Here is a 23546-nt window from a genome sequence, read left to right as displayed (position 1 = left end):
AGGTATCCCCATGGCTCAGCTAAAGCACCCACAAAAACCGACAAAGGCAGCGCCCAAAAAAGCAATGCCTTTGCAAAAGAAGCTGAGTGTGAATCCAGCCAATGATCGCTATGAGCGCGAAGCTGATGCCGTTGCAGATAAGGTAACAACTCAGAAGGGGGCGCTTTCAACGGCTGCTCCGCCCACAATATCACGGTTGTCTCAACCTGGGGCACAAAGAGCGCCCAGCGGTAAAAATCCCAGCGCAAAAAGTAAGAGCATAAAAACAACCAAAGTCGAAGATGACGATAAGGATAAAAACAAAAAAACCGTTCAGCGTCGAGCTGACGGTGTTTCTAGTGCAACTCAGTCTACCGAATCTTCTATTAACCGTATGCGAGTTGCGGGTGGTTCTCCCTTGTCACCCAGCACAAAATCTTACATGGAGCCAAGATTTGGCAGAAGCCTGAATAATGTGCGAATCCATAACAGTGCGTCTTCCCATAACGCTGCAAAGTCTGTCGGAGCTCGGGCCTTTACAGTAGGTCAGGATATCTTTTTTGGAAAAGGTCAATATCAACCCGATTCACCTCATGGACAACATCTGCTTGCTCATGAATTAACCCATACTGTCCAACAAAAAGGTATTGCTGGTACTGGACAAGCCAAAACCATACAAAGAGAAGGTGATGATGATCCTGAAATAGAAGAGCCGGGATTGACGCATGCCGCACGACGCTCAGTGGGAAGTATTGAGCTTAATGAAAGCACAGGAGGTGTTCTTAATATACCCACCTTAGAAATCCCTACCATTAAGCGGGGAATTAAGGGTGCCAGTGATCACCCTCTAGCACCCGGCGTTCCGGCCGAAGGTAAAAATTCAATAACATCAGGACAAGCTTTCGTCTTTAAAGGAAGAACGGACAGGGGAAGCACCACTGCAAGACAACGCTGGTTAAATGAAGCAGACACAAAAATAAAACCAAGGTTACAAGATGTCATCCCTAATAAGATCATAAACTGGGAGCAGGGTGCTGAAATTGATGGCAAGAAATACGTTCGGCTGAACTCACAAAGCGCTTCTCGTTCAAGTATGATCATACCTGGAACGGTTCAAGAATTATCCAACCATGAACTATTGAAATTACCTACCTGGAATCGTAGTGGCGATATTCATTTTATGGATGTTGATCACTCACTCGAACTGCAGCTGGGAGGTAAAGACGATTTTGATAACTTCTGGTTACTGGATGAAAGCACCAACCGTAGCTCGGGAAGCAAAATAGCCAGCAGGTTCCGCAGTAGCGTTAATGACTTATTAGAGAGTGCTGATGATGCTGATTTCTGGCGTGGTTCCAATACAAGCAAAAGACCAAGTTATGAAACCATAAAGGCAGGAGAAAATAATTGGACGATTAACTTTGCAGGATTTACAAACCTTCAGGTCAGACGGCAGAACACTAATGCTTATTGGACCCAACAAGAGATTAAAGATGGCGATCATCTGGAGCATCTAAAAGCATTAACAGAGCAAGAAGTGGTTAGCGAAGGACTGGCTTTTGTTCAAGGCCAGGTCCCAAACTTTGTCAGCATATTTTCAAGCCCCACCGGCGGCTGGAGAAGACGCCTGGAAAGACAGGGTGATGTGTGGCAAGCAGCAAATGGACGTGATTTGAATGACTTTTATAAGGGATTCAATTTAGAAGCAATCGATTATCGTTTACCCACATCAGGAGCGGGCGGAGAAGAATTAGGCACATTGACAGGTGAGATATTCCGAACATCTGATGGTGAACAATTTTTGAGAGCGGAGCGTTTCTCGTTAAAAATAATACACGCTCCTCATTTTGGCTTTGGTGGCTATGTTGATCAAACAGAAATGCGGCGAGCGATTCGTGCCATTGAAGGACACGTTACCAATGCCAGTCCAGTAACCTTTACTGAAGCTGGCATATCACCTTCCGGTGAACTCTTTGCTAATGGAGAAATTACTGCTACTAAAGCCTTATTTCCTAATCTGAGCATCCCCATTCGAATCCGTGGCAGTGATATATTTATAGAATTCCCCATCCCAACAGATAGACTTAACTTTGGTCCGGTAAGTGTAACCGAAGCAGCAATTGCAATGGGAGTCGGTGAGAATGGAATTTTTCTTGAAGGTGGGGCGCAACTTGAAGTGGCACAAGTTGGTTCCGGAAATATTCGGGCCCGGGTAGAAGACGGTAACACTATTTTTAATGGAACCTTCGATGTTGATATGGATTTTTTAAATCCTGCCCAGGCCGAAATGACCTACAACTACAATCAAGACGAGCTTACCGTAAGCTTAACGGCCGGAGTAGAAGAGGGTCGATTACCAGGAGTCGAATCAGGACAGGTTACCGTCACAATCTCAAGAGAAGGTGTTGATGTAGGTGGAGAGCTTCAGTTGGCAGGCCCACTTAGCGGAACGGTCATTACCGTAGATTATAGCGAAGAAAATGGGTTGGTTATTGGCGCAGAAAATATCCCGTTACCTGTCGAGGGTGTACCCGGAGTCACTTCCGCCACAGCGTCCTTGTTTGCCCGGAAGAATCCTGAAACAAATGAATGGGTGTTCGGCGGAAGCGGTACCGCTGTTCTAGGTATTGCTGGCGCGACGGGTGAAATCACTATTGGTGTCGAAGGTGACCAAATAATATTCAGGGGTAATTTAGAAGTCTCAAAAGGGCCAGCAAGTGGATCACTCTCATTTACGGCGACCAATAAGCCTATGGACGAAGAGGGCAACATCGTCGAAGGCGAAACCTCAAACGAGATTCTAGTGTTTGGCCGAGGCGAAGCTGAAATCACATTTGGACCGGTATTAAAAGGAACGGCAGGCATTGAGCTTTCCCCTGATGCTAATGTAACCATTTTTGGTTCGATCGGGTTACCCCCAACTTTTGAAGTTTTCGAAAAACAAGAATACAACAAATCGTTACTCTCAGTTGAAACTCCCGACTTCCCCATATGGGGAGTCTCTTTGGGTGGAGTTGGCATCGGAGTATTCGCATTTGCCGATGCCGAATTATCATTTAATGCCTACATAGGCCCAGGACAACTTGTCGATACCGAAGTGACAGCGACCATGGACCTGGATGCCCCGGAAGATGCTGAAATAACCGGTAGCGCTCGGTTCTTCGTCCCCGCTGGGGCTGGTCTAAAACTGGATATAGGCGGTGGCTTAAGAGCAAGGCTAGCAGTAGCTTTTGTAGAAGGCCGGGTTGGTCTCGATAGTGAGCTGGGCATTGAAGCAGATGCTTCTGCAGGCGTTACGGTAAACTGGAATCGCAGTGAAGGCTTATCGGTCGAAGCAGATGTGGAAGCAAATGCTAGACCAAAATTTAGAGTCGGCGTTAATGCCAGTGTCACCGCTGGAGTTGATTTGCCATGGCCCTTGCCAGATATTACCAAAACCTGGGGGCCTTGGCGTAAGTCTTTGGGCGAGTTTGGCCCAGACATGGAAATGGGCGTCAAAGTACCGGTTAAATGGAATGAAAATACCGGTATCGATTTCAGCATGGAAGATATAGAAGTGAAACAACCAAACTTCGATTCAAAAGAAATCCTTAAATCAGCATTTGAAGAGTTGGTGTAAACCTTCCTTTCCCCCTTAAATCCTGACGATACCTAGATTGTACTGCAACAAAGAATACAATTTTTTTTAATCTGTTAAATCCAAACCAAGACTCCAGTGCATCAAATAGATAACACACTTTGGAGTTTTAATAATGAAATCGATATTCTTTAGAACAATTTACCTTGTTTCACTGGCTGCAATGACACAACAAGTCCACGCCTTGAGCTTAGCTGAAGAGCTTGCACAGCAAGACGCTGAACTTTTCAAACGGGGCTTTAATGAATGTGACACAGCTTACTTACAACAGCATGTCAGTGACGATCTGGTTTTCTATCACGATCAAAGCGGTATCCAGAATAAAGAGCAGTTCATGAGTAATGTCGTTAAAAACATTTGCTCAAACTTAACCGAAAAACCAATCCGGAAGCTAGTGGATGGATCGATTGAAACCTTTCCTTTGCATAAAAATGGCAACCTTTACGGAGCTATTCAGCATGGCACACATGAGTTTTACATTAGAAAAACAGGTGAGCCGGACCGGTTAACGAGTACTGCGGAATTCACTCATGTATGGTTAAAGGTAGATAATAACTGGCTGTTAGAGAATGTCTTAAGCTATGCGCATAAATCACCAGTCAACAATGCGCCCACTACTGCTGAATTGTTAATAAAAAACCATGTTCCAGCACTGGGTATAGGTTTGATTCACAATGGCAAGGTGACCAGCACAAAAGTTTACGGAGAGCGCAAGAAAGGGCAAGCTGCAACCAAAGAGACAATCTTTAAAGTCGCATCATTGACCAAGCCAATAGTGAGTTTTGTCACCTTGAAGCTGGTTGATGAAGGACGGTTCGACTTGGATGAGCCTCTATATCATTATTGGGTAGACCCTGAAATCGAAGCTGATGATAGGCATAAATTGCTAACGGCAAGGCATGTGCTTACACATCAGACCGGTTTTGATAATTGGCGTTGGATGAATCCAACCGAAAAGCTTAGGTTCAACTTTTCTCCTGGAACTAAGCATCAGTATTCTGGTGAAGGTTTTGAATATTTGCGAAGGGCATTAGAAAATAAGTTCGATACCAGTATAGAAGCACTTGCCGAAGAGTATTTATTTGAGCCAGCGCAAATGAGGAATACGAATTTTTGGTGGAACGATAAGGTAGATGTTCAACGTTATGCATACAACCATGATGAAAAAGGTAATCTCATACCGTTGAAAAAATACTACTCAGCAAATGCCGCGGCTAACCTGCTAACTACAGTCGGTGATTACACAAAGTTTTTAGCTTATATGATGCAGCAATCAGATGAGAATCCAAGCTTATACAAGAACATTATCTCAAACCAGATAAGAATAGGGGAGAGCCATTACTTTGGCCTAGGATGGGAAATCTTTACTGACTTTAGTAATGACGAGTACGCCTTATTACATACGGGAAGAGATCCCGGTGTAAACACATTGGCAATATTCTTTCCCAACAGCAAAAACGGATACGTGATTTTCATGAATGGCGACAATGCTTTACCGGTTCTGGAGCATGTGCTAAAAGATTCATACTTAGGTGACCAACTGTGGCAGAGGCGTTAATTAGCTATGAATCAACTTGTAGAAATTCTAATTCCAGCAATAGTCTTCTCGACCATTATCATCCTCTCGATAGTGTTGTTAGGGTATAAGTATAAGACTAAGAAGCTATTCTTGAGCATGACTAACGAAAGTCTTAAAGCCAATCCAAGCATTTCGCCTGGAGTAATTAGAGAGTTAGCAAATCAGGTGTTAAGGCCTACCAGTGACATTAAAAAAGGGCTGTTACTCATTGCTGTATCAGCAGCGATACTGCTTGGTTCATTAATCGCAGACTTTCCGAACAATGGCAATATGGACTTAAACGATCTCATTAATGGTATTGCCGCTTTTCCAGGAGTGATAGGGATTGTTTATCTGCTTCTTGCTAAGTTTGATAAAGACTAGTTGATATGAAGAGTGCTTCAACTGAGCACCTGATAGTTATCTGTCAGTCGACAGGGGATAGGAATGCTTTCAATGAGTTGTTTACACGGCATGACCAGGCATTGAAGGCGTTCCTGTATCACAGACTGGACTGCCAGAACATCGATGACATTGTACAAGAAACCTTTGTCAAAGCGTTTCTCAAGATAAAGCAGTTCGATGGTAAGTCTAAATTCTCAACCTGGCTGTACAGAATCGCATTCAATGAATTCCTACAGTTAAAGCGCAAGGCATCAATATTCACGCGATTAAAAGAGAAATGGCAATCTGATAGTGATAGAACTCTAACGAGTAATGACAACTCAACGGTATACATTGATGCTCAGCGAGAAATTAATCGATTGAGTACAATCCAGCAAAAAGTATTTATCTACGCAGAGCTTTACGAACACTCACACACAGAGATATCAGAACTTCTAGACATACCGCTTGGCAGCGTTAAAACCTATCTAAAGCAGGCTCGAGACCAGATTAAGGTGCAAGATGATGTATAAACTAAAATTCAGACATAAGTTAAAGCTAGCTCTGAATCAGTATAAACGGGCAATCATACTGCTAGTTGCATTCTTGGTAACATCAGCGATCATGTTAGCAGTATTCGGCAGTAGTCAAATGATGGCAATCCCAGGACTCTACGATATAGACTCAGCAAGCCTTGTTATCGGACTAGGTGGCCTGATTGTTATCTGTTTACTGGTATATCTGGATTAAAGTGAATACTGCAATTTTGATCCAATAACTATCGTAGTCATTCATTTGAACCCCAAAAAGAGCGTAGATCTCTAGTAGAAAGAGCGGATTATTACGTATTTGATAACCATAACCCTTTTAAGTGGTGGGGTCGCCAAACTAAGTCTGTTATTTATCAATGCTATAATCGTTGCTTATTTGACAAAAGTATTCGCGCTTGGTTAACTGCACCCAATTGATCAGGTACTAAACTAGCAAAGCTGTGTTGTGTTAATAAGGGGGGCATATGAATGAACTAATAAGCGGTTTATCGTTAATGCTGGTTGGCATGACAACGGTATTTTGTTTTTTACTATTGCTGGTTTTTTGTATCAACATTTCCTCAAAAGTCATTAACCGCTTTTGGCCCGAAGCACTATCTTCAATAGAAGCTTCAACACAATCTAGTCAATCTACTGACGATGAAGTGGTAGCAGCAATCACCTCCGCTGTTCATCAATACCGTAATAAACATAAGCGCAACAAGCATAAATAATGTGTACGCTCAGCTAATTCGAAAGGATAAATAATGCATGAACGATAAACCTTTAAAAGTTACCGATGTTGTTTTAAGAGACGCACATCAGTCGTTATTTGCCACTAGAATGCGGCTGGATGACATGCTCCCCATAGCAGAAAAACTTGATCAGGTTGGTTTTTGGTCATTAGAAACCTGGGGAGGAGCGACCTTTGACTCATGCATTCGTTACCTTGGTGAAGATCCTTGGGAACGCTTAAGGCAATTAAAAAAAGCGATGCCCAACACGCAGATGCAAATGCTGTTCCGTGCGCAAAACATACTTGGGTACCGACATTACGCTGATGACGTGGTCACAGCGTTTGTTGAGCGAGCCGCCGCTAATGGTATGGATGTGTTTCGTATATTCGACGCCATGAACGATACCCGAAATTTACAAACAGCTATTAAAGCCGCTGTAGATTGCGACAAACATGCTCAGGGGACTTTATCCTATACCGTCAGCCCTGTGCATAATATCGAGAAATGGCTTGATATGGCCAAGCAAATTGAGGACATGGGCGCTCACTCAATTTGTATTAAAGATATGGCTGGTTTATTAAAGCCCTATGTTGCCGAGGAGCTAGTGAGCCGTTTAAAAGAAACGGTCAATCTACCTATTGCTTTGCATTGTCATGCGACTACGGGTTTAAGTACCGCGACCATAATGAAAGCTGCGGAAGCCGGTGTGGACATGGTGGATTCTAGCATTTCATCCATGAGCATGACCTACGGCCACTCGCCAACCGAGTCCATCGTCTCTATTTTTGAAGAAACCTCACGCAGCACCGGGCTAGACTTGGCTCTGCTTGAGGACATTGCAGCTTACTTCCGCAGTGTGCGTACAAAATACGCCCAGTGGGAGGGAAGTTTAAAAGGTGTCGACTCTCGCATTTTAAGATCACAGGTTCCTGGGGGTATGTTGACGAATATGGAAAGTCAGCTTAAGGAGCAGGGCGCAGAAGATAAGTTTGATGCGGTACTGGCTGAAATTCCGAAGGTACGCAAAGATCTGGGATATTTACCTCTGGTTACACCAACCTCACAAATTGTTGGCACGCAGGCCGTACTTAATGTGTTAACAGGCGAGCGTTATAAAAGTATCAGCAAAGAAACGACAGCTGTTCTAAAAGGGGAATATGGCACGCCCCCGGCACCTGTTAATGAAGAACTACAGAAGCGTGTGCTTGATGGTAAAGAGGTTATCACCGAACGACCAGCTAATTTATTAGAGCCTGAGCTTGAAAGATTGAGCGATGAGTTGGTTGAAATTGCGGCAAAAGAGAACATCAGCCTGGAAGGTGAGTTAATTGAAAATGTCCTTACCTATGCATTATTCCCACAGATAGGTCTTAAGTTTCTAAAAAACAAAGGCAATCCAGATGCCTTTGAGCCAGCACCCGGAAGCGAAACTGAGTCGAGCGAGCAGCAAGCCAGTCAGTCTTCAGGTAACACCATGTCAGGACCAGAGTCTTATCAGGTGTCTGTTAATGGTAAAAACTACTCCGTAACGGTTGCGCCGGATGGACAGATAGCTAACATCAAATCTGCCTCTCAATCCTCACAAGAAAGTGAAGCGCCAGTGGAGTCAAATGGTGAAGCAGTTAATGCTCCTATGGCAGGGAATATTTTTAAAGTAGAGACTAAAGTTGGTGCGCAGGTTGAAGCCGGTCAAACTCTGATTATTTTAGAAGCCATGAAAATGGAAACGGAAGTCAAAGCAGTAAACTCCGGTGTGGTGTCTGAAATACTGGTCGCAGAGGGTGATTCAGTAAAAGTTGGAACACCTTTAGTGATTTTGTAAGTAGCACCCTGTAAATAGATAACAAACGAGTATATTAATGGACGGCTTATTAAAACTTTGGCAAGAGACAGGTATTGCAAATTTCACCTGGGGTCAATTGGTCATGATTGGCATCGGTTTCTTATTGCTTTACCTGGCGATCTCGAAAAAATTTGAACCTTTGTTATTAGTCCCCATCGGTTTCGGAGGCATTCTGGCAAATATTCCTAACGCAGGTCTTGCATTAGATGCCGTTGAAAATGCTATTTACCTGGCGCAACCGGAAGTTATGCAAGCCATAGCTGGTGCGCTCAATGTAGAGTTTCAAAATACTGCTCAATTGCTTAACGACTATCATCAGGCAAATCAAGCCGGTGTTTTGGCCAGTATGCAGGTGGCAAGAGACGCTGGTTTTGCTAATGGCATGCTCTATAACTTTTATACAATTTCCGTTGCCAGTGGTGCCGCCCCTTTGCTGATCTTTATGGGAGTAGGGGCCATGACAGATTTTGGTGCCCTGATTGCTAATCCCCGCACATTATTCTTAGGTGCCGCCGCACAGTTTGGTATTTTTGCAACCTTGATTGGCGCTATCGCTCTTAACTTTGTACCGGGTTTTGAATTTACCTTACAAGACGCTTCGGCTATTGCAATTATCGGCGGGGCAGATGGGCCTACCGCAATATTTTTAGCGTCAAAACTAGCGCCAGAACTACTCGGAGCTATTGCTGTTGCAGCATATTCTTACATGGCCCTGGTTCCCATTATTCAACCACCAATCATGAAACTCTTCACTAATGCCGAAGAACGTAAAATAGAAATGAAACAACTGCGTCATGTGAGCCAAACCGAGAAAATAGTCTTTCCCCTTACTGTGCTCGCTCTGTGTGTCATATTTTTACCATCAGCCTCACCGTTGATTGGGATGTTCTGTCTGGGTAATTTAATGCGTGAGTGTGGGGTGGTTGAACGACTCAGTAACACTGCACAAAACTCTTTGATCAACATTGTCACCATATTTCTAGGCTTAAGTGTTGGCTCAAAATTGGTTGCGGATAAATTTCTGGCTTTGGAAACCCTGGGGATTTTAGGCTTGGGAGCTGTGGCTTTTGCGATCGGAACTGCCTGTGGTGTATTGATGGCCAAGTTACTCGGTAAGTTCAGCAAAAATCCTATCAACCCATTAATAGGAGCAGCCGGTGTTTCAGCAGTACCGATGGCTGCTCGCGTAGTCAACAAAGTAGGGTTAGAAGCCAATCAACATAACTTCTTATTGATGCATGCAATGGGCCCCAATGTAGCGGGTGTTATCGGATCGGCAGTAGCTGCTGGTGTTCTGCTTGCACTAGCAGGTTAAACTGAAGCAGTTCTAACCATTAACCGAATGCCAACCAGATGCCAACTGCCATCATCAAGCTACCGGAGAGCCGGTTGATCAGTCGCACATTGTCACTGCGTTGCAATATTCGTCTTAAGGTCTTTCCACCGGTGGCATAGAGCATTAAAAAAGTAAATTCACTTAACAATATGATGGCAACTAGAGCAGCGAGTTGTGGTGGCATCGACATATCTGGATTGATAAATGAGGGTAATAAAGAAACGGTAAAAGCCCAGCCTTTAGGGTTAGCGATCGCAGTAACGAAGCCTTGCATCGCCAGCTGTCGTCCAGACACCGTTTTGGGGGCTTGATCACTCAGCTCAATGGCCATTTTGCCACGTGAACGCCACATCTGGATCCCAAGATAAATCAGATAAGCACCGCCACCGTATTTGAGAATCATGAATGCCGTGGGGTAGTTCAGCATGATGCTGGCCACACCTACCACAGCCAACACTGAAACCAGCGCTACACCAATCAATTCTCCCCACATCATATACATGGTGCGTCGAACACCAATACTCATACCAAGCGTGAGCGCCAGGGTCATACACATCCCAGGTGTGGCAGAAATCACCAGAAACGTTGGAATAAAGAGCAATATTAAAGTGGTATCTAGCATGCTGTACTATTAGTGAAGTAACAAATAGGGCTGCGAAGTTTATCATAGAATAAATGAGTGGATATAATTTAGGGAACATTTATCCTGAACAAGCGATAGATACCGGTTAATCGACAACGAACGGGGTATATTTATGACCAACTAAACTTGTTCGATCTTTCCACAAGAAATCAACTGGTTATGAGTGCATTTATTTGAATGTACAATTAAAGTACTTCGCTTCCAAAGTACAATTTAACCTTACAACTAAATTAGTTCAATTTACATATACAGTGTACTGTCACGAATTAATATTTCTTATAAAATAGTGTGGGTAGTACATGGTACGTCATCATCTAGTTATTAAGCATTGATTCAAAATTCAACTATCTACTTTACATGTATATTTTTGTGTCCAAGTATCGATTTTAATCATTTTTTTGTTGATGACCTATAGGCTAACCTTATCGTTATTACAAGTAACGAATGAGGCTTTCTGTGATTACCCTTGAATTTTTTCATGATGCTGTTTGTGGTTGGTGCTACTTACTTTCACCAAGGTTACGTCAAATAGCAGAAAAATATCCTGTAAATATCGTGCATCGAGCATTTGTTCTGCAACGCAATGAAAGCGAGATGATTGCACGCTTCGGTTCAATGAAGCAAGCCAAGCAAGAAATTATGCAGCACTGGCAAACTTGTCAGCGCTATGCAGAACACCCTGAACTTATCAATATTGAGGGAATGCGTGCCGCCTCATTTGATTACCCCACTGGCTATCTTGCTGCTGTTTATGCCAAGGCCATAGAGCAGCTTGGTGGACAAGAAGCCCATTGGGATTTTTTTGATGCGGTTCAGCGAGCACACCTCTACGAATCGAGAAATATTGGCGATGCTGATGTTCTGAATGCAATTGCAATAGCTCAGGGCTTTTCCTATGCACAAGTCAAAGCGGCAGTCGATTCTCCAGATGTGGAGCTGGGTGTTTTGAACGATAAACGACGAGCTGTTGAGTTTGGCATTTCTAGTATTCCTTCTTTAATTATTAACGGCTCTCAGCTTGTATCACAGACTTTGACATCAGCTCAATTAGAACAGCTCATCAGTTCTTTGATGTCATCACCAAATCAAGAGGTAGTAGAGGAGGCTTTATGAGTACCTTATTAATTGCAATTTTATCTGCCGGTTTGCAAGTGTCATCCAGTCAGTTTGTTGGCACCAGCCCATGGGGACCGAATGATGAAGTCGGTCGGTTAAATATGATGACTCCGGAGCGTCAGGCCAGTGTAATGTCGCAAATTGATGCATCACAGGTTTATGACCTGTCAGTAGAGTATTTTGTCGGCATGCCCAGTTGGCAAGCCGCAGGTGATCCTCACTATCAGTTTTGGATGACTCACACACCGCGCGGTGCAGTAGTTGATAATGTGCTAGACATGGGCGAAAAGATAAATCGCCATGTCAGCTATTCTGGAAGTGCGTTTTCTATGTATAGCCATACTGGAACGCATATCGACACCTTTAGTCATTTCGGTTTGGATGGAGAAATTTATAATCACTTTAGTGCCGATGATTACCTTGGCGACAAAGGCTGGAAACGCAGTGGTGCAGAAACAATCCCACCTTTGGTGGCCCGCGGTGTTTTGATCGATTTACCTAAGGCAAAAAACCTTGAGATGTTGGCTGACAATTATCGTGTAACTGTTGCTGATATCAAAGTGGCTTTAGACCTACAGCAAACTACATTACAACCTGGTGATGTTGTCTTGATACGCACTGGCCGCATGCAAAACTATGAGCAAGCTGCTCAGTTTATGGAGCACTCACCGGGATTAGGAATGGCGGCAGCCCAATTTCTTGCAGAAGAAGGGCAGGCGATGATTGTAGGTGCAGATAATCTTAGCTTTGAAGCTTTCCCATCGGAAGTTGAAGGTAATTATGTGCCAGTCCATACCTACTTATTAACACAGGTTGGCGTGCCAATCATAGAGCTTGTTAATCTTGAAGCGCTTGCTACAGCCGAAATTTACGAATTCGCGTTTGTGGGTGGTTCACTAAAACTGCGTGGGGCAGATGCAGCTCCATTACGTCCTCTTGCCTTTCCATTTAAAGCAGACTCTGCTCAAGTTAATGAGGAATAAGATATGTCAATTTTAGAAGCCTTAAACTGGCGTTATGCGGTACGTGAATTCAGTGATCGCAAGCTGTCAGATGATGTGATTGCTGCTCTTGTCGAGGCGACGCGCTTAAGCCCATCGGCCTATGGTTTGCAGCCCTACAAACTGCTGGTTATAAAGTCAGCAGAAGTACGAGCTAAGCTACTACCTTTTGCGATGGGACAAAACAAAGTACGAGAATGCTCACATTTATTTGTCCTAGCAAGGAATACAAATATTGATGCGCAATTCATTGAGCAACATTTTACTCATGTAGAAAATGAGCGTGGTTTGAAACCCGGTGCACTAGCAGGTTTTACGCAACATGTAAAAGACGTGATGTTGTCATTGTCTACAGAAGAGTTGGCTCACTGGGCAGAGAAGCAGGTGCATATTGCATTAGGGAATTTGTTAACTGCCGCAGCCATAAAAGGTGTTGACGCTTGCCCGATGGCAGGTTTTGAAAATCAAGGCTTTGATGGAATACTTGGTCTTTCAGAGCTGGGACTAAGAAGTTCTGTGATTTGTGCTTTAGGTGAGCGTGCCGATACAGATGCAAGTGCCGCCGAACGCAAAGTGCGTTTACCAAGCGCAGAATTCAGCTTGGAGATCTAACTTATGTTATTGCTTATGGCGCTATTTGCTGGCGCGCTCATTTCACTACAAGCAGGACTGAATAGCCAGTTAGGAGTTCTACTTAAGAACTCACTCATGGCAACCGTTGTCGCCTTTGTAATGAGTGTGCTAGTCAGTGGTATAGCGCTATTCAGCTTTACCAATCAATGGCCTGACTGGAGTGCAATTCGTACAGTCCCTTGGTATTTGTGGCTTGGTGGCGTACTAAGTGCCACCGGTGTAGGTTTGTTCTATTTTTTGATACCGAAAATGGGCGTAGGCACTATGATGTCTTATGCCCTTACGGGGCAGCTTGTACTTGCCGTTGTTGCAAGTCATTTTGGCTGGTTTGGTTTGCCACAGATGCCGTTGAATCAAACTAAAGTGATTGGGCTAGCAGCTATGATTGGTGGCTTAGTCTTATTAAATAGGTAAAGAGATGAGTAAGTTCGTTGCTAAAAATATTGCAAATATGATTGCTCTGTGGCGTTATTATGGGGCTGAGCAACGTGGTGACTTGTGGTATTCCCATAGTTGGCCACATCGAGTTTGGCATAACTCACTGGATTGGTCCGAAACCTCAAAAGAATTGAATGCAGTTCAACTAAGCGCAAGTCAGCAGCTTGTAACGCTATCAGCAATGAAGGATGAAACTGAATGGCAGCCTCAAGATATGCGAAAGGACTTGCGACTGACCTTGATGCATCTGGAAATGCCTAATACCAAGCTTGAAGTTGATAAAGACTCTGAATTAGAACTACTTGATAGTACTGATACTGATGGAATTATATCTTTTGTTAAAATGTCTAGCGATGGGTTCGGTTACAGTATGGATCCCCAAGCCTTGCTACGAGCAGCTAAATTTTCGGCTGTGAAACTTGGATTTCTTAGAGTGAGTGGGGAACGTGTAGCAACGGTACTTTTACTCAAGCAAGATAATACACTAGGTATTCACCAAGTGGCTGTCCCGAGTGCATTCAGAGGTAAAGGTTATGCTACAGATATGATGCTTCACAGTATGCGCTGGGGGCAGACTAAAAGAGCTCAATTAATTACTTTACAGGCCTCGGAGATGGGTCTGAACTTATACCGACGTTTAGGCTTCAAGGAGGCAGGGTCGATAACGTTTTGGAGGAAGGAATGCACCGAATATCCCTAGAGCAATGGCGCATGTTCATTGCGGTAGTTGATAATGGTGGCTTCGCCCAAGCAGGTGATGCACTTTATAAAACGCAATCCACTATCAGTCATAGTATTAAAAAGCTAGAAAATACAGTGGGGAAGCAACTGTTCGAGGTGGTAGGCCGTAAAGCGGTTCTTACGCCCTATGGTGAAAGCCTTCTCGCTGCAGCTCGAACACTCGTGACTCAGGCAGATGCATTAGAGCACGACGCCATTTCTCAACAGAGTGAAATCCGTACAACCTTTAACTTGGCTGTTGATATTTTATTTCCCTCGAACCTGCTGTGGTCAGCTCTCGATAAGCTTACTTCTGAACACCCAGAGCTAAATATCCAATTGCATGAAACCGCTTTGTCACGCTGTGGTGAGCTGCTAGATGATGGTACTGTTGATGTTGGCATAGCCAGTTCAATACCCAAGGGCTATGTCTCACAATTGGCATCGACAATAGATCTCCACGCTGTCGCGCATGAAGCACACCCACTAGCAAGCGGAAATAAACATACACTTGAAGAACTTGAGCAGCATCGACAAATTGTCATTCGAGATGCGGGTTTACGTGGCAATATCAACTCTGGTTGGTTAGGGTCAGCAAGCCGCTTAACAGTGAGTAATTTAGAACAAGCCTGGCAGGGGATTCAGCAAAAACTAGGTTTCGCATGGTTACCCGCCTGGTTTTTAGAGCATAAAAACACCTCGAATGTAGTGAAGCTTAAGCTTGATACTGGCCACATGCGTACCGTAGCGTTACAACTTGCGGTGCGCTCCGAATTAGCATCGAGTGAAGTTGCGAAAGATTTTGTCAGATATTTATCGGAAAGAAAAAATGGACAGTAAGATTTTAAAATTATCAGCAATCTGACAGTCAAACCTATTTAGTGGAGCAGTTATGATCAGGCTTGGAATTGTATATTTTAGTGTCACTGGTACAACAGAGTTACTAGCTCAAGAGATTGAAAGAGGCGCTAGCTCAGTCAAGAAAGTTGAAGTTCAGAGCTTTCGTATCAATAAAAAACAGCTTGTTGACGGACGTTTTGTCGACCAGAACATGTTAGCTCAATTAGACACTTGTGATGCCATTATCTTTGGCTCGCCGACTTATATGGGCGGAGTTTCCAGTCAGTTTAAAGCCTTTGCAGACGCCACCAGTGAGCTTTGGTGCGAACAACTGTGGGCCAATAAGTTGGCGGCGGGTTTTACATGTGGCAGTGCACCGAATGGGGACCAGTCCAGTACACTACATTATTTTTTCACCTTGGCCTCTCAACAAGGAATGCTATGGGTGAGTATCGATGCGGCGCATGGTTATACCAAAAAACACTTAAATCGCTTGGGAAGCCAGCTTGGCGTGGTTGCACATGTGAGTGGCGATGGCTTACATGAGGTAGACAAGGCCACAGCACAGTATCTAGGTCAGCGAGTCGCTGAACTGGCTAAGAAATTGAACCAAAGTGAGTCTATGTGAAAAAAATCGCAGTTTTCGGTAAGCCAGGAGGGGGTAAATCAACTTTCAGTAAGGCATTATCCATAAGTACCGGTATCCCGCTCTATCAGCTGGACTCTATCGTCTACAGGAGTAACGGTGAATTTGTCGACCGTGCAACTTTCGATGAAAAGCATCAGCAGATACTTGCGTCTGATAGTTGGATACTAGATGGGTTTGGGCCGATTAGTGCATTTAACGAGCGTTTGAAAGCTGCCGATATACTCGTTTATGTAAACTTGCCTTATTCGGTAAGTTATTGGCTGGTTACTAAGCGACTTTTAAAGGGTATGTTTGTGAAACCTGAAGGTTGGCCTGAGGGAAGTTCAATCATTAAGGGGTCTTTGGCAAGTTACAAAGCTTTACGAATGAGTCCTAAATTCTGGAACAAAGATTTCGAGCGTCAATTAGATGCAAAATATTCGACAAAGTCAGTTTATATTATTCGCAGTCTAAAATCGCTTAATCGTTTTGTGAGCGAGATAAACATCTAGCATTTTTGTGTAGTGAAGCTAAGCCTTGGTCCATCATGGCCAACGCTCTATATCAGGCCCTATCCTAATAAATTAACGAAGGGGCAAGGTAACACAGTAGGATACCGAGTGTTGATTTGCGTCCCGTTCGCTAAAAGATAGCTCAATAAAATATCTTGGTGCTCTAAGACGAAGCATTTGATGAGTTCAAAGACTTCAATCACGCTTACAGTATTCCAGGCTACCATTTTACAGAGTGATTTAGCCGTTTGCTGACACTGATAACTTAATTAGGCGATGCAAAGATCTGAGGTTAACGCTAATTGGAGTCGAAATGAAAGTTTTGCTTATTGAAGATAATGGGGTGCTTGCTCGGCAAATTACTGAGTTTATGGCAAACAATGGTGTAGTTGTTGATTATGCGATGACGGCTCGGCATGGCACATATCTCGCACTGAGTGAAACTTATGATTTGGTAATTGTGGATGTGATGTTACCTGACGAAAACGGCTTTGAGGTGACCAAAACGATTAAAAAAAAATCAGCCATCCATCTTCCTATTCTTATGCTTACCTCGCGCGACGCGATAGCGGATAAAACTGAAGGGTTTGCTGCTGGTGCCGACGATTACCTAACGAAACCCTTTGATTTGCAAGAGTTGCTTCTAAGGTGTCGGTCCTTGTGTCGACGACATCAGTTGTATCAGCCAAAAGTACTGACGGTAGGGCAACTGACAATAGATAGCGTCTCACGAGTAGCTCATAGGGATGGCCGGATGCTCCATCTCGGACAGATCCCATTTCAAATTCTCGAAACTTTAATTGAAGCGTATCCACAGCCGGTTAGTCGGGCTTTATTGATCCACAGAATTTGGGGTAATGAGCCCCCAGAAACGGATGCTCTGAAATCCCATATTTATCAATTACGACACATTCTCGACAAAAACTTTGATTATCCGATGCTGAAAACAGTTACCAACCTGGGTTATCGGCTGGATTTGGGTGCGGCTGATGAAGCGTAGTATTAGGCGAAAAGTACTTCAATTACTACTTTCATTTACTTGTATGTTATCGGTCATGTTTGCTGCTATCGCCTTTGTCGTGAGTTTTGCAACTGAAGATAAAGTAATTGAAAATGTACTTAATGAGGAAAGCGGCTACTTGCTACAACGGTATCAAGACGGATTGAATTTAACATCAAGGCTTGCCAATGTAGTTGTATTCTCACCCGATAGAGCGATGCCTTATGAATATCAAGAGTTATTAGCTGATGCATCACCTACTGAGCGAGAGGTGACTGACAAGAAACAACAACATTGGCACATTAAAACCTTAGTACTGCCTGATGGGCGATATGCCTATATTTTTCTAAATGCGACCACTTGGCTTGCACTCCCTTCATTGAAAAATGAAATAACTATTCTTTTACTCGCACTGATGACATCGTCGATCCTTATTGCATTTGCTTTCGCTTATGCATTAACCCGTAAAATCACATCACCACTGGTCCATCTTTCAGAACTATTGTCGACACAGCCGCAGAAGATTACTACATCGAAAATGCTTGAACGTGACGACGAAATAGGACTTCTCGCAAGGACGTTTCATCGAACGCTATCTTCGTTACAAAGCGCCCTTGACCGTGAGAGTGACTTTACCCGAGACGTGGGGCATGAGCTTCGTACGCCGATAGCCGTAATTAAAAATTTTTTGACGCTTCAGCGTCGCCGAACGTTACAGCCGGCAGAGCTCGCGGAGTTAGAGAGACAAATAGAGTATGTGGGTAACTGTGTACAGTCGTTAATGGCTTTGGCGAGAGCCGAAGAGGTTGAAAAAGAGTCTTTTTTGTTACGTGCAGTCCTTGAAGAAACGCTTATGAGCACTCTGAGCCCCAAGCAACTGGAAGCTTTCGAGTTTCAGATTGAAGTGCCCTATGAGCTGAAAATAACAGCACATAAGGAACTGTCCATTGTTTTGATCCGTAACCTATTAAATAACGCCGTAAATTATGCACGAAGCCCTAAGTTAATAATAGAAGCGACAAAAGAATATTGGCGCTTCAGCAACCATGCAAAATCGTTACCAGACGCGCCTTTATCGCGCCATAGCAAAGGATATGCGAGTAAGGGAATAGGGCAGGGACTGTATTTAGTCGACCGAATCGCTAAAGCACAAAACTGGGATTGTGACTGTATTTTAGCTGATAACACATTCACTGTTACTCTATATTGGTCAAATTAGTTCGAAGATCCCCATTACTACGTCACCTGAATTTTACCTGGTTCGGGGTAGACTTCGCTGTCAATCTATTGGTATCAAATAGGGTAAGAACCATGAAGAAAATGTTAGTAATTATTTTTCTACTCCAACTGTCAGGGTGCAGCTTAGTGAACGTTATGAAAATGCGCTCGGAAAATGACAGCATTCAACCAGTTTGGGAGGGAGAGCAACAGCAATATGTCTTAGATACGACTTATATAGGGGTAAAACCCCATGTGATGATGTCGGTTGATGGTCAAACCACTCTTCTTATGCATATTGATACTGGGCTCTCGTTTTCGATGTTATTCGATACAGAGAAAGTACGAAACATGGCGCTTGAACGAGATTATGAATTGCCAATTTTTGGCTGGGGTAATGAGGAGTCATCCGTGGGGTTTAAAACTGAGGTCGCGGAGGTAAATGTTGGTCCCGTAAGAGTTCCAAGCTTTAGCTTTGCAGTGGTTCCTGTAAGTCAAAGCCAATATTTTCTGTCTGATAAAGAAATGATTTTCGACGGTGTGCTAGGCAACGATTTCTTAAAACACTTTGCATGGATTTTTGATTATAAAGCAGAGCAAGTCACAATTTCAAATGTTCCATTGGCCCAAGGTACAGAGTCAACCATTCTTGGGTTCGAAACAGGTTCAAGAAAGATTAGCATTCCGGTTACGCTGGATTTTGGTGACGAGCAACAGAGTGACATTGATGTCAAGATTGATACAGGTAGTCGCCATTATCTTAAAATTAACACTGCCTATGTTGAGAACCGAGAAATTCGACTTCCTGCCCGAATGATGAATGCTGCAGATTTTGGTTTAAGTGGTAAAGCGACTCATCAAAGGTTTCGGCTTGATAAATTGCATATCGGCGACCTTAAGCTGAATGGTGTTAAAACCAATTTAATTTATGCAGAAGACGAGGACGACTTGAATGTCATTGGTAGTGCGTTATTTGCACATTATATCGTCGGTATTGATTACTTCGAACAAACGATTAGTTTAGACTCATACCCAAACCACACATTTTCGAGTCGTTTCAATCTATCAGGTCTTGAACTAAGGGAGCAAACCGATGGAAGCTTCATTGTAAGAAGCATTGCTAAAGGCTTCCCTGCTGAGTCATTGCAGATTGAGGTTGGAGATGTCATTGATAGTATGAATAGTGTACCCACCAGCGAAATTAGTACATCAAGCTGGCTTGATATGGCGAGTGAACCAGGTGATTTGACCCTTTGCATGAGGGGCAAAACCTGCGTGGATATTTCATTGAAAAATATTCCAGGTTATTCGGTTCCTTGACCAGAACGGATATTTTAAAGTTTATCGCTACTCAGTCCCTACTAAGGGATGCCTGAGAATAAATCTATTTATTGTTTTTTACCTAATTTTTACCCTTTATTGGATAGACTCCAAGGCTCACTAATTAGGAGAAATCACAATGCTCAAAAAACTATTTATCAGCTTAGTAATACTAATCTTAATTCTGGTTAGTAGTTTCTATGGAATGAAAGTTTGGATGAAAAGCCTCATACCCGAAAAAGCATATTATGAAGCTCTTAAAAAGACTGAAAAGAGTGACCTTGATTACCTTACTTCTAACCCATCAGAGTATCGTGGAAAAATTCTAGCCGTGGTTACAAATGTAGGAAACATGGGTGAGCAGCTTTCTGCAGGATTTGAGTTAACCGAACTGGCTCGCGCCTATTGGGTATTTACTGCCAATGGCTTTGAAGTAGATATTGCGAGCCCAGAGGGTGGGCATCCCCCCAGCGTTCTCGATGCGGATGATATGGGTGCTTATGATTACGCTTTCCTAAACGATCCTGCTTCCCAAGCTAAACTTGAGAATTCAATAGCGTTGGCCGATATAGAGCCGATGGATTATGAGGCTGTATACTTTGTTGGTGGTAAAGGCACGATGTTTGATTTTCCGGAAAATAAGGAGATACAGCGTATTGTCAAAGCGCTTTATCAGGAGAGTCGTGTCATCAGCGCTGTTTGCCATGGTCCAGCTGCATTATTGAATGTGCGATTGGATGATGGACAGTATTTGCTTACGGGCAAAAAAGTAACAGGCTTTACAAATCAAGAAGAGCTCTTTCTGATTCCAAATGCAAACGAGGTCTTTCCATTTTTACTTGAAGACATGCTTGTAGACCGAGGTGGAAACTTCGTGAGTGGTGCACGTTATTTAGAGCACGTAACACAAGATGGACAACTCATAACAGGTCAAAATCCTTGGTCAGTATGGAAAGTTGCTGAATTAGTCGTTGAGGAGCTTGGTTATGATCCAAAAGCACGGCCACGAACCGAGGAAGAATATGCGATTGAGCTACTTATGGTATATGAAACCGAGGGCTATGAGGCAGCTCAGGAAGCTATTTTAAAGTCGCCTCATACTTTTCAGAATGTTACTATTTTATCGCATGCATTAGTATCGATAATTGACTTCGAAGTATCGAAAGGAATCGAATTATTGAGGTTGGCTAACTCATTAAAAGATCGGTAGTTTAATTGATTTGTTCCTTTTCTTTATCATGAAGGCAGATTTTTTTTGAAGAAACTCATGACATGTTATGGGCACAAACCATGATATATCATCTTAGTTACGTAGCCCGTATCTTGATATATAATAAATGTACCGAGTAACAAGCCTGAAGGAACAGTTGATTTTCTTGGCCTCGCATAAAATGGATAAAGCGACAGCCAACTATTTGGCTGAGCGCGTTGCTTTGCTGGCTAAGAAATTGAACCAAAGTGAGTCTATATGAAAACGTTGTCCGCGATAATCCTGTTGACCTTATCTTCCATGGTTGCGGCAGAGCCATCAGAAATTCAGGTGAACAAGCTCGCAAGTGAAGTTTATTTGCTAAAAGCATCTAATTACAGCACAAATATTGGCGTTATCAAAAAGGGACGAGATATTCTGCTTATTGATCCTATGCCAGGGAGTGGGAATATTCCTGAGTTGTATCGAAAGATCGAAGAAAATTTTAGTCCCGAGACTATTGTGATTATAAACACTCATGCTCATGAGGATCATTCAGGGGGGAATAGCTTCTTTTCTGATAATGGTGCGGTTGTTCTCAATTCAAATGAGAACATTGTAAGTGTCAAATCAATTCCAGTTCGCTCCCATAGTACCTCGGACAATATTTTTTGGCATAAGGCGAGTAATATTATGTTTGTAGGGGATATCTACGATACTAGCTGGCATCCAACTTTTTATGCCGGTGGAATCTCCGGGTTTACCGAGGCAATGAGCTCTGTTCTTGCGCTTGCCGATGACGACACTGTGATCGTTCCCGGCCATGGTCAACCCACTGGAGTTGAAGCACTTCAAACCTACAAGCAAAGCACAATCGAATGGGTCGCTCGAGTCAAGGAGCTAAACAAACAAGGCCTAACAGTTTTAGAAATTAGAGCAGACAAAACAATTGAAAGCCTTTTGCGTTACTTTGCTCAGAAAAATGAGAAAAGCGCTCTCCCAGAAAAGGCTGTTATTCGTTTTATTGAACGAACATTAACCGTTATCGAAAAATACTCGGTTTAGTTCAAAGACTTAAGAGGGTACTTTTGCAGTAGAGTGGGGCCTAGATTCATCGTGTCTACGGAAGAAGATATGGTTAAATGGAACTTGGTATTATTTTAAGAAAGATACTCTCATTAGTCTCGCATGAAAGGGAAGTCGAGCGTAGTCTATTACGAATGATTTTTACGAAACATTTCCGCAATAGACATGGGCCTACTTTCCTACGTGCAACCCTCCACATAACGTATTAAAAGTGTGAAACGTTTCGTCGTTCAGAAAGTCTCAACTGAAAGAACATCATTCACATGATGAATTAAGTATGGTTTAAACTCTTCGTAGCGCTCTAGTACTCGTATTAGGTCATGCACCTCATGAGAATTTACGATAGTTTCAGCGGAATTCCCCTTACTTGCAAGCCGTTGGACTAAATTGCTGAAACGCTCATATATTCCCAACAAGCCGTTTAACTCATGCACGGTGCTGCTCACTTTCTGCCCTCTATTACCTGGCACATAAAGAGTTGTGTCAGGGTTTTTCGCGACAAAATCACGTAGTGCGGCTATATGTGCAGACCAACCATTTTCCCCGGCGTAGATAAGCCAGTCGTTACGTATAGCGTCACCGGCGAAGACTATGCCGCTATTTTCTAATGTAATGAAGGCATGGTCGAGAGAGTGTGCCGCTGAATGGGTCATGCGAATTGTCTCAGTACCGACATCAAGTACAAGTTCATCCGAAAAGCTTATGTCGAATGCAATTTCTTTAGCGGTGAGATTTTCATGCCCAATTATGATAGCTCCCTTATCTTTGAAGTAGGAACTACCATGATGGTGAAAGGGATCTGAATCGATAACCAACACGGTCTTAATGGGTTTGGCGCTAATATGTCTGACCAACTCTTCAATGGCTTTTGCATTCTGTCGCATCATTGATGAAATCAAAACAACTTGATCACTGCCCTCGACGACACCGAAATTAATCCGTGTTGAACCAAAGGCCTGACTTGCAATGATTACATGCTTATTAATTCGATTGACCTCGAATAATTCACCATCAATTTCAAATTCTGATGCGAATGAAGAGGTTTGGCACAATGCAAATACAAAGAGCGCAAGGTATGAGAGCGTAAGTTTTTTAAATCGACACAATATCGTCATGCTGATACCTATAAAGTTAATGGTGTTGTAGAAATAATGCTCAAATGTTCAAACGCGCGATGCTAGGGACATTTGAGCTATTT

Annotated in this window: 23 protein-coding genes; 21 read left to right on the top strand and 2 right to left on the bottom strand. The window is 43.2% G+C overall.

All coding sequences use genetic code 11. The annotated features are described in order from the left end of the window. Window positions 1–10: 10 nt before the first annotated feature. From ACN0VI_RS08405 to ACN0VI_RS08370, 8 genes are all read left to right on the top strand, one after another. Entirely contained in the window at window positions 11–3598 is a 3588-nt protein-coding gene (locus ACN0VI_RS08405; RefSeq protein ID WP_417446424.1) for a DUF4157 domain-containing protein, read from the top strand. A 133-nt stretch (window positions 3599–3731) separates the two neighbouring features. After that, window positions 3732–5174 (top strand): serine hydrolase, encoded by a 1443-nt coding sequence (locus ACN0VI_RS08400; protein WP_417446423.1) that lies wholly within the window; start codon window positions 3732–3734, stop codon window positions 5172–5174. 6 nt (window positions 5175–5180) lie between these two features. Further along, window positions 5181–5558 carry a hypothetical protein gene (locus ACN0VI_RS08395; RefSeq protein WP_331890074.1) on the top strand — a complete coding sequence of 126 codons (378 nt, stop codon included), beginning with the start codon at window positions 5181–5183 and terminating at the stop codon, window positions 5556–5558. A gap of 5 nt (window positions 5559–5563) precedes the next feature. Then, window positions 5564–6091, top strand: a complete 528-nt coding sequence (locus ACN0VI_RS08390; RefSeq protein ID WP_417446422.1) for an RNA polymerase sigma factor — start codon at window positions 5564–5566, stop codon at window positions 6089–6091. Continuing rightward, complete coding sequence (locus ACN0VI_RS08385) at window positions 6084–6308, top strand: hypothetical protein (RefSeq protein WP_417446421.1); 225 nt, start codon at window positions 6084–6086, stop codon at window positions 6306–6308. Before ACN0VI_RS08390 ends, ACN0VI_RS08385 begins: the two co-directional genes overlap by 8 nt. A 265-nt stretch (window positions 6309–6573) precedes the next feature. Beyond that, window positions 6574–6822: an OadG family protein gene (locus ACN0VI_RS08380; RefSeq protein ID WP_331890079.1), complete on the top strand. Its 249-nt coding sequence runs from the start codon at window positions 6574–6576 to the stop codon at window positions 6820–6822. Between the two features lie 37 nt (window positions 6823–6859). Then, the gene (oadA, locus tag ACN0VI_RS08375; RefSeq protein WP_417446420.1) at window positions 6860–8647 is read left to right on the top strand and encodes a sodium-extruding oxaloacetate decarboxylase subunit alpha; all 1788 of its coding nucleotides are present in this window, start codon (window positions 6860–6862) and stop codon (window positions 8645–8647) included. 37 nt (window positions 8648–8684) lie between these two features. Continuing rightward, complete coding sequence (locus tag ACN0VI_RS08370; RefSeq protein WP_331890083.1) at window positions 8685–9983, top strand: sodium ion-translocating decarboxylase subunit beta; 1299 nt, start codon at window positions 8685–8687, stop codon at window positions 9981–9983. A gap of 19 nt (window positions 9984–10002) precedes the next feature. On the opposite strand, the gene ACN0VI_RS08365 is transcribed toward ACN0VI_RS08370, so the two are convergent. Continuing rightward, the gene (locus ACN0VI_RS08365; protein WP_417446419.1) at window positions 10003–10626 is read right to left on the bottom strand and encodes a LysE family translocator; all 624 of its coding nucleotides are present in this window, start codon (window positions 10624–10626) and stop codon (window positions 10003–10005) included. Between the two features lie 477 nt (window positions 10627–11103). Here ACN0VI_RS08365 and ACN0VI_RS08360 point away from each other — a divergent pair, with 477 nt between their 5' ends. From ACN0VI_RS08360 to ACN0VI_RS08300, 13 genes are all read left to right on the top strand, one after another. Beyond that, window positions 11104–11760: a DsbA family protein gene (locus ACN0VI_RS08360; protein WP_331890087.1), complete on the top strand. Its 657-nt coding sequence runs from the start codon at window positions 11104–11106 to the stop codon at window positions 11758–11760. Then, entirely contained in the window at window positions 11757–12746 is a 990-nt protein-coding gene (locus ACN0VI_RS08355) for a cyclase family protein (RefSeq protein ID WP_417446418.1), read from the top strand. The genes ACN0VI_RS08360 and ACN0VI_RS08355 overlap by 4 nt, the downstream gene beginning before the upstream one ends. 3 nt (window positions 12747–12749) lie before the next feature. Next, entirely contained in the window at window positions 12750–13376 is a 627-nt protein-coding gene (locus tag ACN0VI_RS08350) for an NAD(P)H-dependent oxidoreductase (RefSeq protein ID WP_331890091.1), read from the top strand. A 3-nt stretch (window positions 13377–13379) separates the two neighbouring features. After that, entirely contained in the window at window positions 13380–13811 is a 432-nt protein-coding gene (locus tag ACN0VI_RS08345; protein WP_417446417.1) for a DMT family transporter, read from the top strand. Window positions 13812–13815: 4 nt separating this feature from the next. Beyond that, entirely contained in the window at window positions 13816–14535 is a 720-nt protein-coding gene (locus ACN0VI_RS08340) for a GNAT family N-acetyltransferase (protein ID WP_417446416.1), read from the top strand. Further along, on the top strand, window positions 14517–15395 hold the full coding sequence (locus ACN0VI_RS08335; RefSeq protein WP_331892006.1) for a LysR family transcriptional regulator: 879 nt from the start codon (window positions 14517–14519) through the stop codon (window positions 15393–15395). Before ACN0VI_RS08340 ends, ACN0VI_RS08335 begins: the two co-directional genes overlap by 19 nt. 52 nt (window positions 15396–15447) lie before the next feature. Beyond that, the gene (locus ACN0VI_RS08330; RefSeq protein WP_331892008.1) at window positions 15448–16023 is read left to right on the top strand and encodes a flavodoxin family protein; all 576 of its coding nucleotides are present in this window, start codon (window positions 15448–15450) and stop codon (window positions 16021–16023) included. After that, window positions 16020–16535 carry a hypothetical protein gene (locus tag ACN0VI_RS08325; RefSeq protein ID WP_331892009.1) on the top strand — a complete coding sequence of 172 codons (516 nt, stop codon included), beginning with the start codon at window positions 16020–16022 and terminating at the stop codon, window positions 16533–16535. Before ACN0VI_RS08330 ends, ACN0VI_RS08325 begins: the two co-directional genes overlap by 4 nt. A 313-nt stretch (window positions 16536–16848) precedes the next feature. Continuing rightward, window positions 16849–17535, top strand: coding sequence for a response regulator transcription factor (locus ACN0VI_RS08320; RefSeq protein WP_331892010.1), 687 nt, complete (start codon window positions 16849–16851; stop codon window positions 17533–17535). Beyond that, on the top strand, window positions 17525–18754 hold the full coding sequence (locus ACN0VI_RS08315; RefSeq protein ID WP_417446415.1) for a histidine kinase dimerization/phospho-acceptor domain-containing protein: 1230 nt from the start codon (window positions 17525–17527) through the stop codon (window positions 18752–18754). The genes ACN0VI_RS08320 and ACN0VI_RS08315 overlap by 11 nt, the downstream gene beginning before the upstream one ends. Window positions 18755–18846: 92 nt before the next feature. Beyond that, window positions 18847–20073: an aspartyl protease family protein gene (locus ACN0VI_RS08310; RefSeq protein WP_417446414.1), complete on the top strand. Its 1227-nt coding sequence runs from the start codon at window positions 18847–18849 to the stop codon at window positions 20071–20073. A 139-nt stretch (window positions 20074–20212) separates the two neighbouring features. After that, entirely contained in the window at window positions 20213–21283 is a 1071-nt protein-coding gene (locus tag ACN0VI_RS08305; RefSeq protein ID WP_417446413.1) for a type 1 glutamine amidotransferase domain-containing protein, read from the top strand. A gap of 258 nt (window positions 21284–21541) precedes the next feature. Beyond that, window positions 21542–22327 (top strand): MBL fold metallo-hydrolase, encoded by a 786-nt coding sequence (locus tag ACN0VI_RS08300; RefSeq protein ID WP_417446412.1) that lies wholly within the window; start codon window positions 21542–21544, stop codon window positions 22325–22327. 251 nt (window positions 22328–22578) lie between these two features. Here ACN0VI_RS08300 and ACN0VI_RS08295 read toward each other — a convergent pair whose 3' ends face one another. Beyond that, window positions 22579–23463, bottom strand: coding sequence for a hypothetical protein (locus ACN0VI_RS08295; RefSeq protein WP_417446411.1), 885 nt, complete (start codon window positions 23461–23463; stop codon window positions 22579–22581). Window positions 23464–23546 lie beyond the last annotated feature (83 nt).

Source organism: Kangiella sp., from assembly GCF_048265365.1.
Taxonomy (GTDB): domain Bacteria; phylum Pseudomonadota; class Gammaproteobacteria; order Enterobacterales; family Kangiellaceae; genus Kangiella.
Note: the sequence above shows the minus strand (reverse complement) of the source record. Positions and strands in the feature narration are given on the sequence as shown.

Excerpts from the sequence above, each read along its gene's own strand:
- ACN0VI_RS08405 (WP_417446424.1), top strand. The coding sequence starts at position 11 with ATGGCTCAGCTAAAGCACCCACAAAAACCGACAAAGGCAGCGCCCAAA.
- ACN0VI_RS08400 (WP_417446423.1), top strand. The coding sequence starts at position 3,732 with ATGAAATCGATATTCTTTAGAACAATTTACCTTGTTTCACTGGCTGCA.
- ACN0VI_RS08395 (WP_331890074.1), top strand. The coding sequence starts at position 5,181 with ATGAATCAACTTGTAGAAATTCTAATTCCAGCAATAGTCTTCTCGACC.
- ACN0VI_RS08390 (WP_417446422.1), top strand. The coding sequence starts at position 5,564 with ATGAAGAGTGCTTCAACTGAGCACCTGATAGTTATCTGTCAGTCGACA.
- ACN0VI_RS08385 (WP_417446421.1), top strand. The coding sequence starts at position 6,084 with ATGTATAAACTAAAATTCAGACATAAGTTAAAGCTAGCTCTGAATCAG.
- ACN0VI_RS08380 (WP_331890079.1), top strand. The coding sequence starts at position 6,574 with ATGAATGAACTAATAAGCGGTTTATCGTTAATGCTGGTTGGCATGACA.
- oadA (WP_417446420.1), top strand. The coding sequence starts at position 6,860 with ATGAACGATAAACCTTTAAAAGTTACCGATGTTGTTTTAAGAGACGCA.
- ACN0VI_RS08370 (WP_331890083.1), top strand. The coding sequence starts at position 8,685 with ATGGACGGCTTATTAAAACTTTGGCAAGAGACAGGTATTGCAAATTTC.
- ACN0VI_RS08365 (WP_417446419.1), bottom strand. The coding sequence starts at position 10,626 with ATGCTAGATACCACTTTAATATTGCTCTTTATTCCAACGTTTCTGGTG.
- ACN0VI_RS08355 (WP_417446418.1), top strand. The coding sequence starts at position 11,757 with ATGAGTACCTTATTAATTGCAATTTTATCTGCCGGTTTGCAAGTGTCA.
- ACN0VI_RS08350 (WP_331890091.1), top strand. The coding sequence starts at position 12,750 with ATGTCAATTTTAGAAGCCTTAAACTGGCGTTATGCGGTACGTGAATTC.
- ACN0VI_RS08345 (WP_417446417.1), top strand. The coding sequence starts at position 13,380 with ATGTTATTGCTTATGGCGCTATTTGCTGGCGCGCTCATTTCACTACAA.
- ACN0VI_RS08340 (WP_417446416.1), top strand. The coding sequence starts at position 13,816 with ATGAGTAAGTTCGTTGCTAAAAATATTGCAAATATGATTGCTCTGTGG.
- ACN0VI_RS08335 (WP_331892006.1), top strand. The coding sequence starts at position 14,517 with ATGCACCGAATATCCCTAGAGCAATGGCGCATGTTCATTGCGGTAGTT.
- ACN0VI_RS08330 (WP_331892008.1), top strand. The coding sequence starts at position 15,448 with ATGATCAGGCTTGGAATTGTATATTTTAGTGTCACTGGTACAACAGAG.
- ACN0VI_RS08320 (WP_331892010.1), top strand. The coding sequence starts at position 16,849 with ATGAAAGTTTTGCTTATTGAAGATAATGGGGTGCTTGCTCGGCAAATT.
- ACN0VI_RS08315 (WP_417446415.1), top strand. The coding sequence starts at position 17,525 with ATGAAGCGTAGTATTAGGCGAAAAGTACTTCAATTACTACTTTCATTT.
- ACN0VI_RS08310 (WP_417446414.1), top strand. The coding sequence starts at position 18,847 with ATGAAGAAAATGTTAGTAATTATTTTTCTACTCCAACTGTCAGGGTGC.
- ACN0VI_RS08305 (WP_417446413.1), top strand. The coding sequence starts at position 20,213 with ATGCTCAAAAAACTATTTATCAGCTTAGTAATACTAATCTTAATTCTG.
- ACN0VI_RS08300 (WP_417446412.1), top strand. The coding sequence starts at position 21,542 with ATGAAAACGTTGTCCGCGATAATCCTGTTGACCTTATCTTCCATGGTT.
- ACN0VI_RS08295 (WP_417446411.1), bottom strand. The coding sequence starts at position 23,463 with ATGACGATATTGTGTCGATTTAAAAAACTTACGCTCTCATACCTTGCG.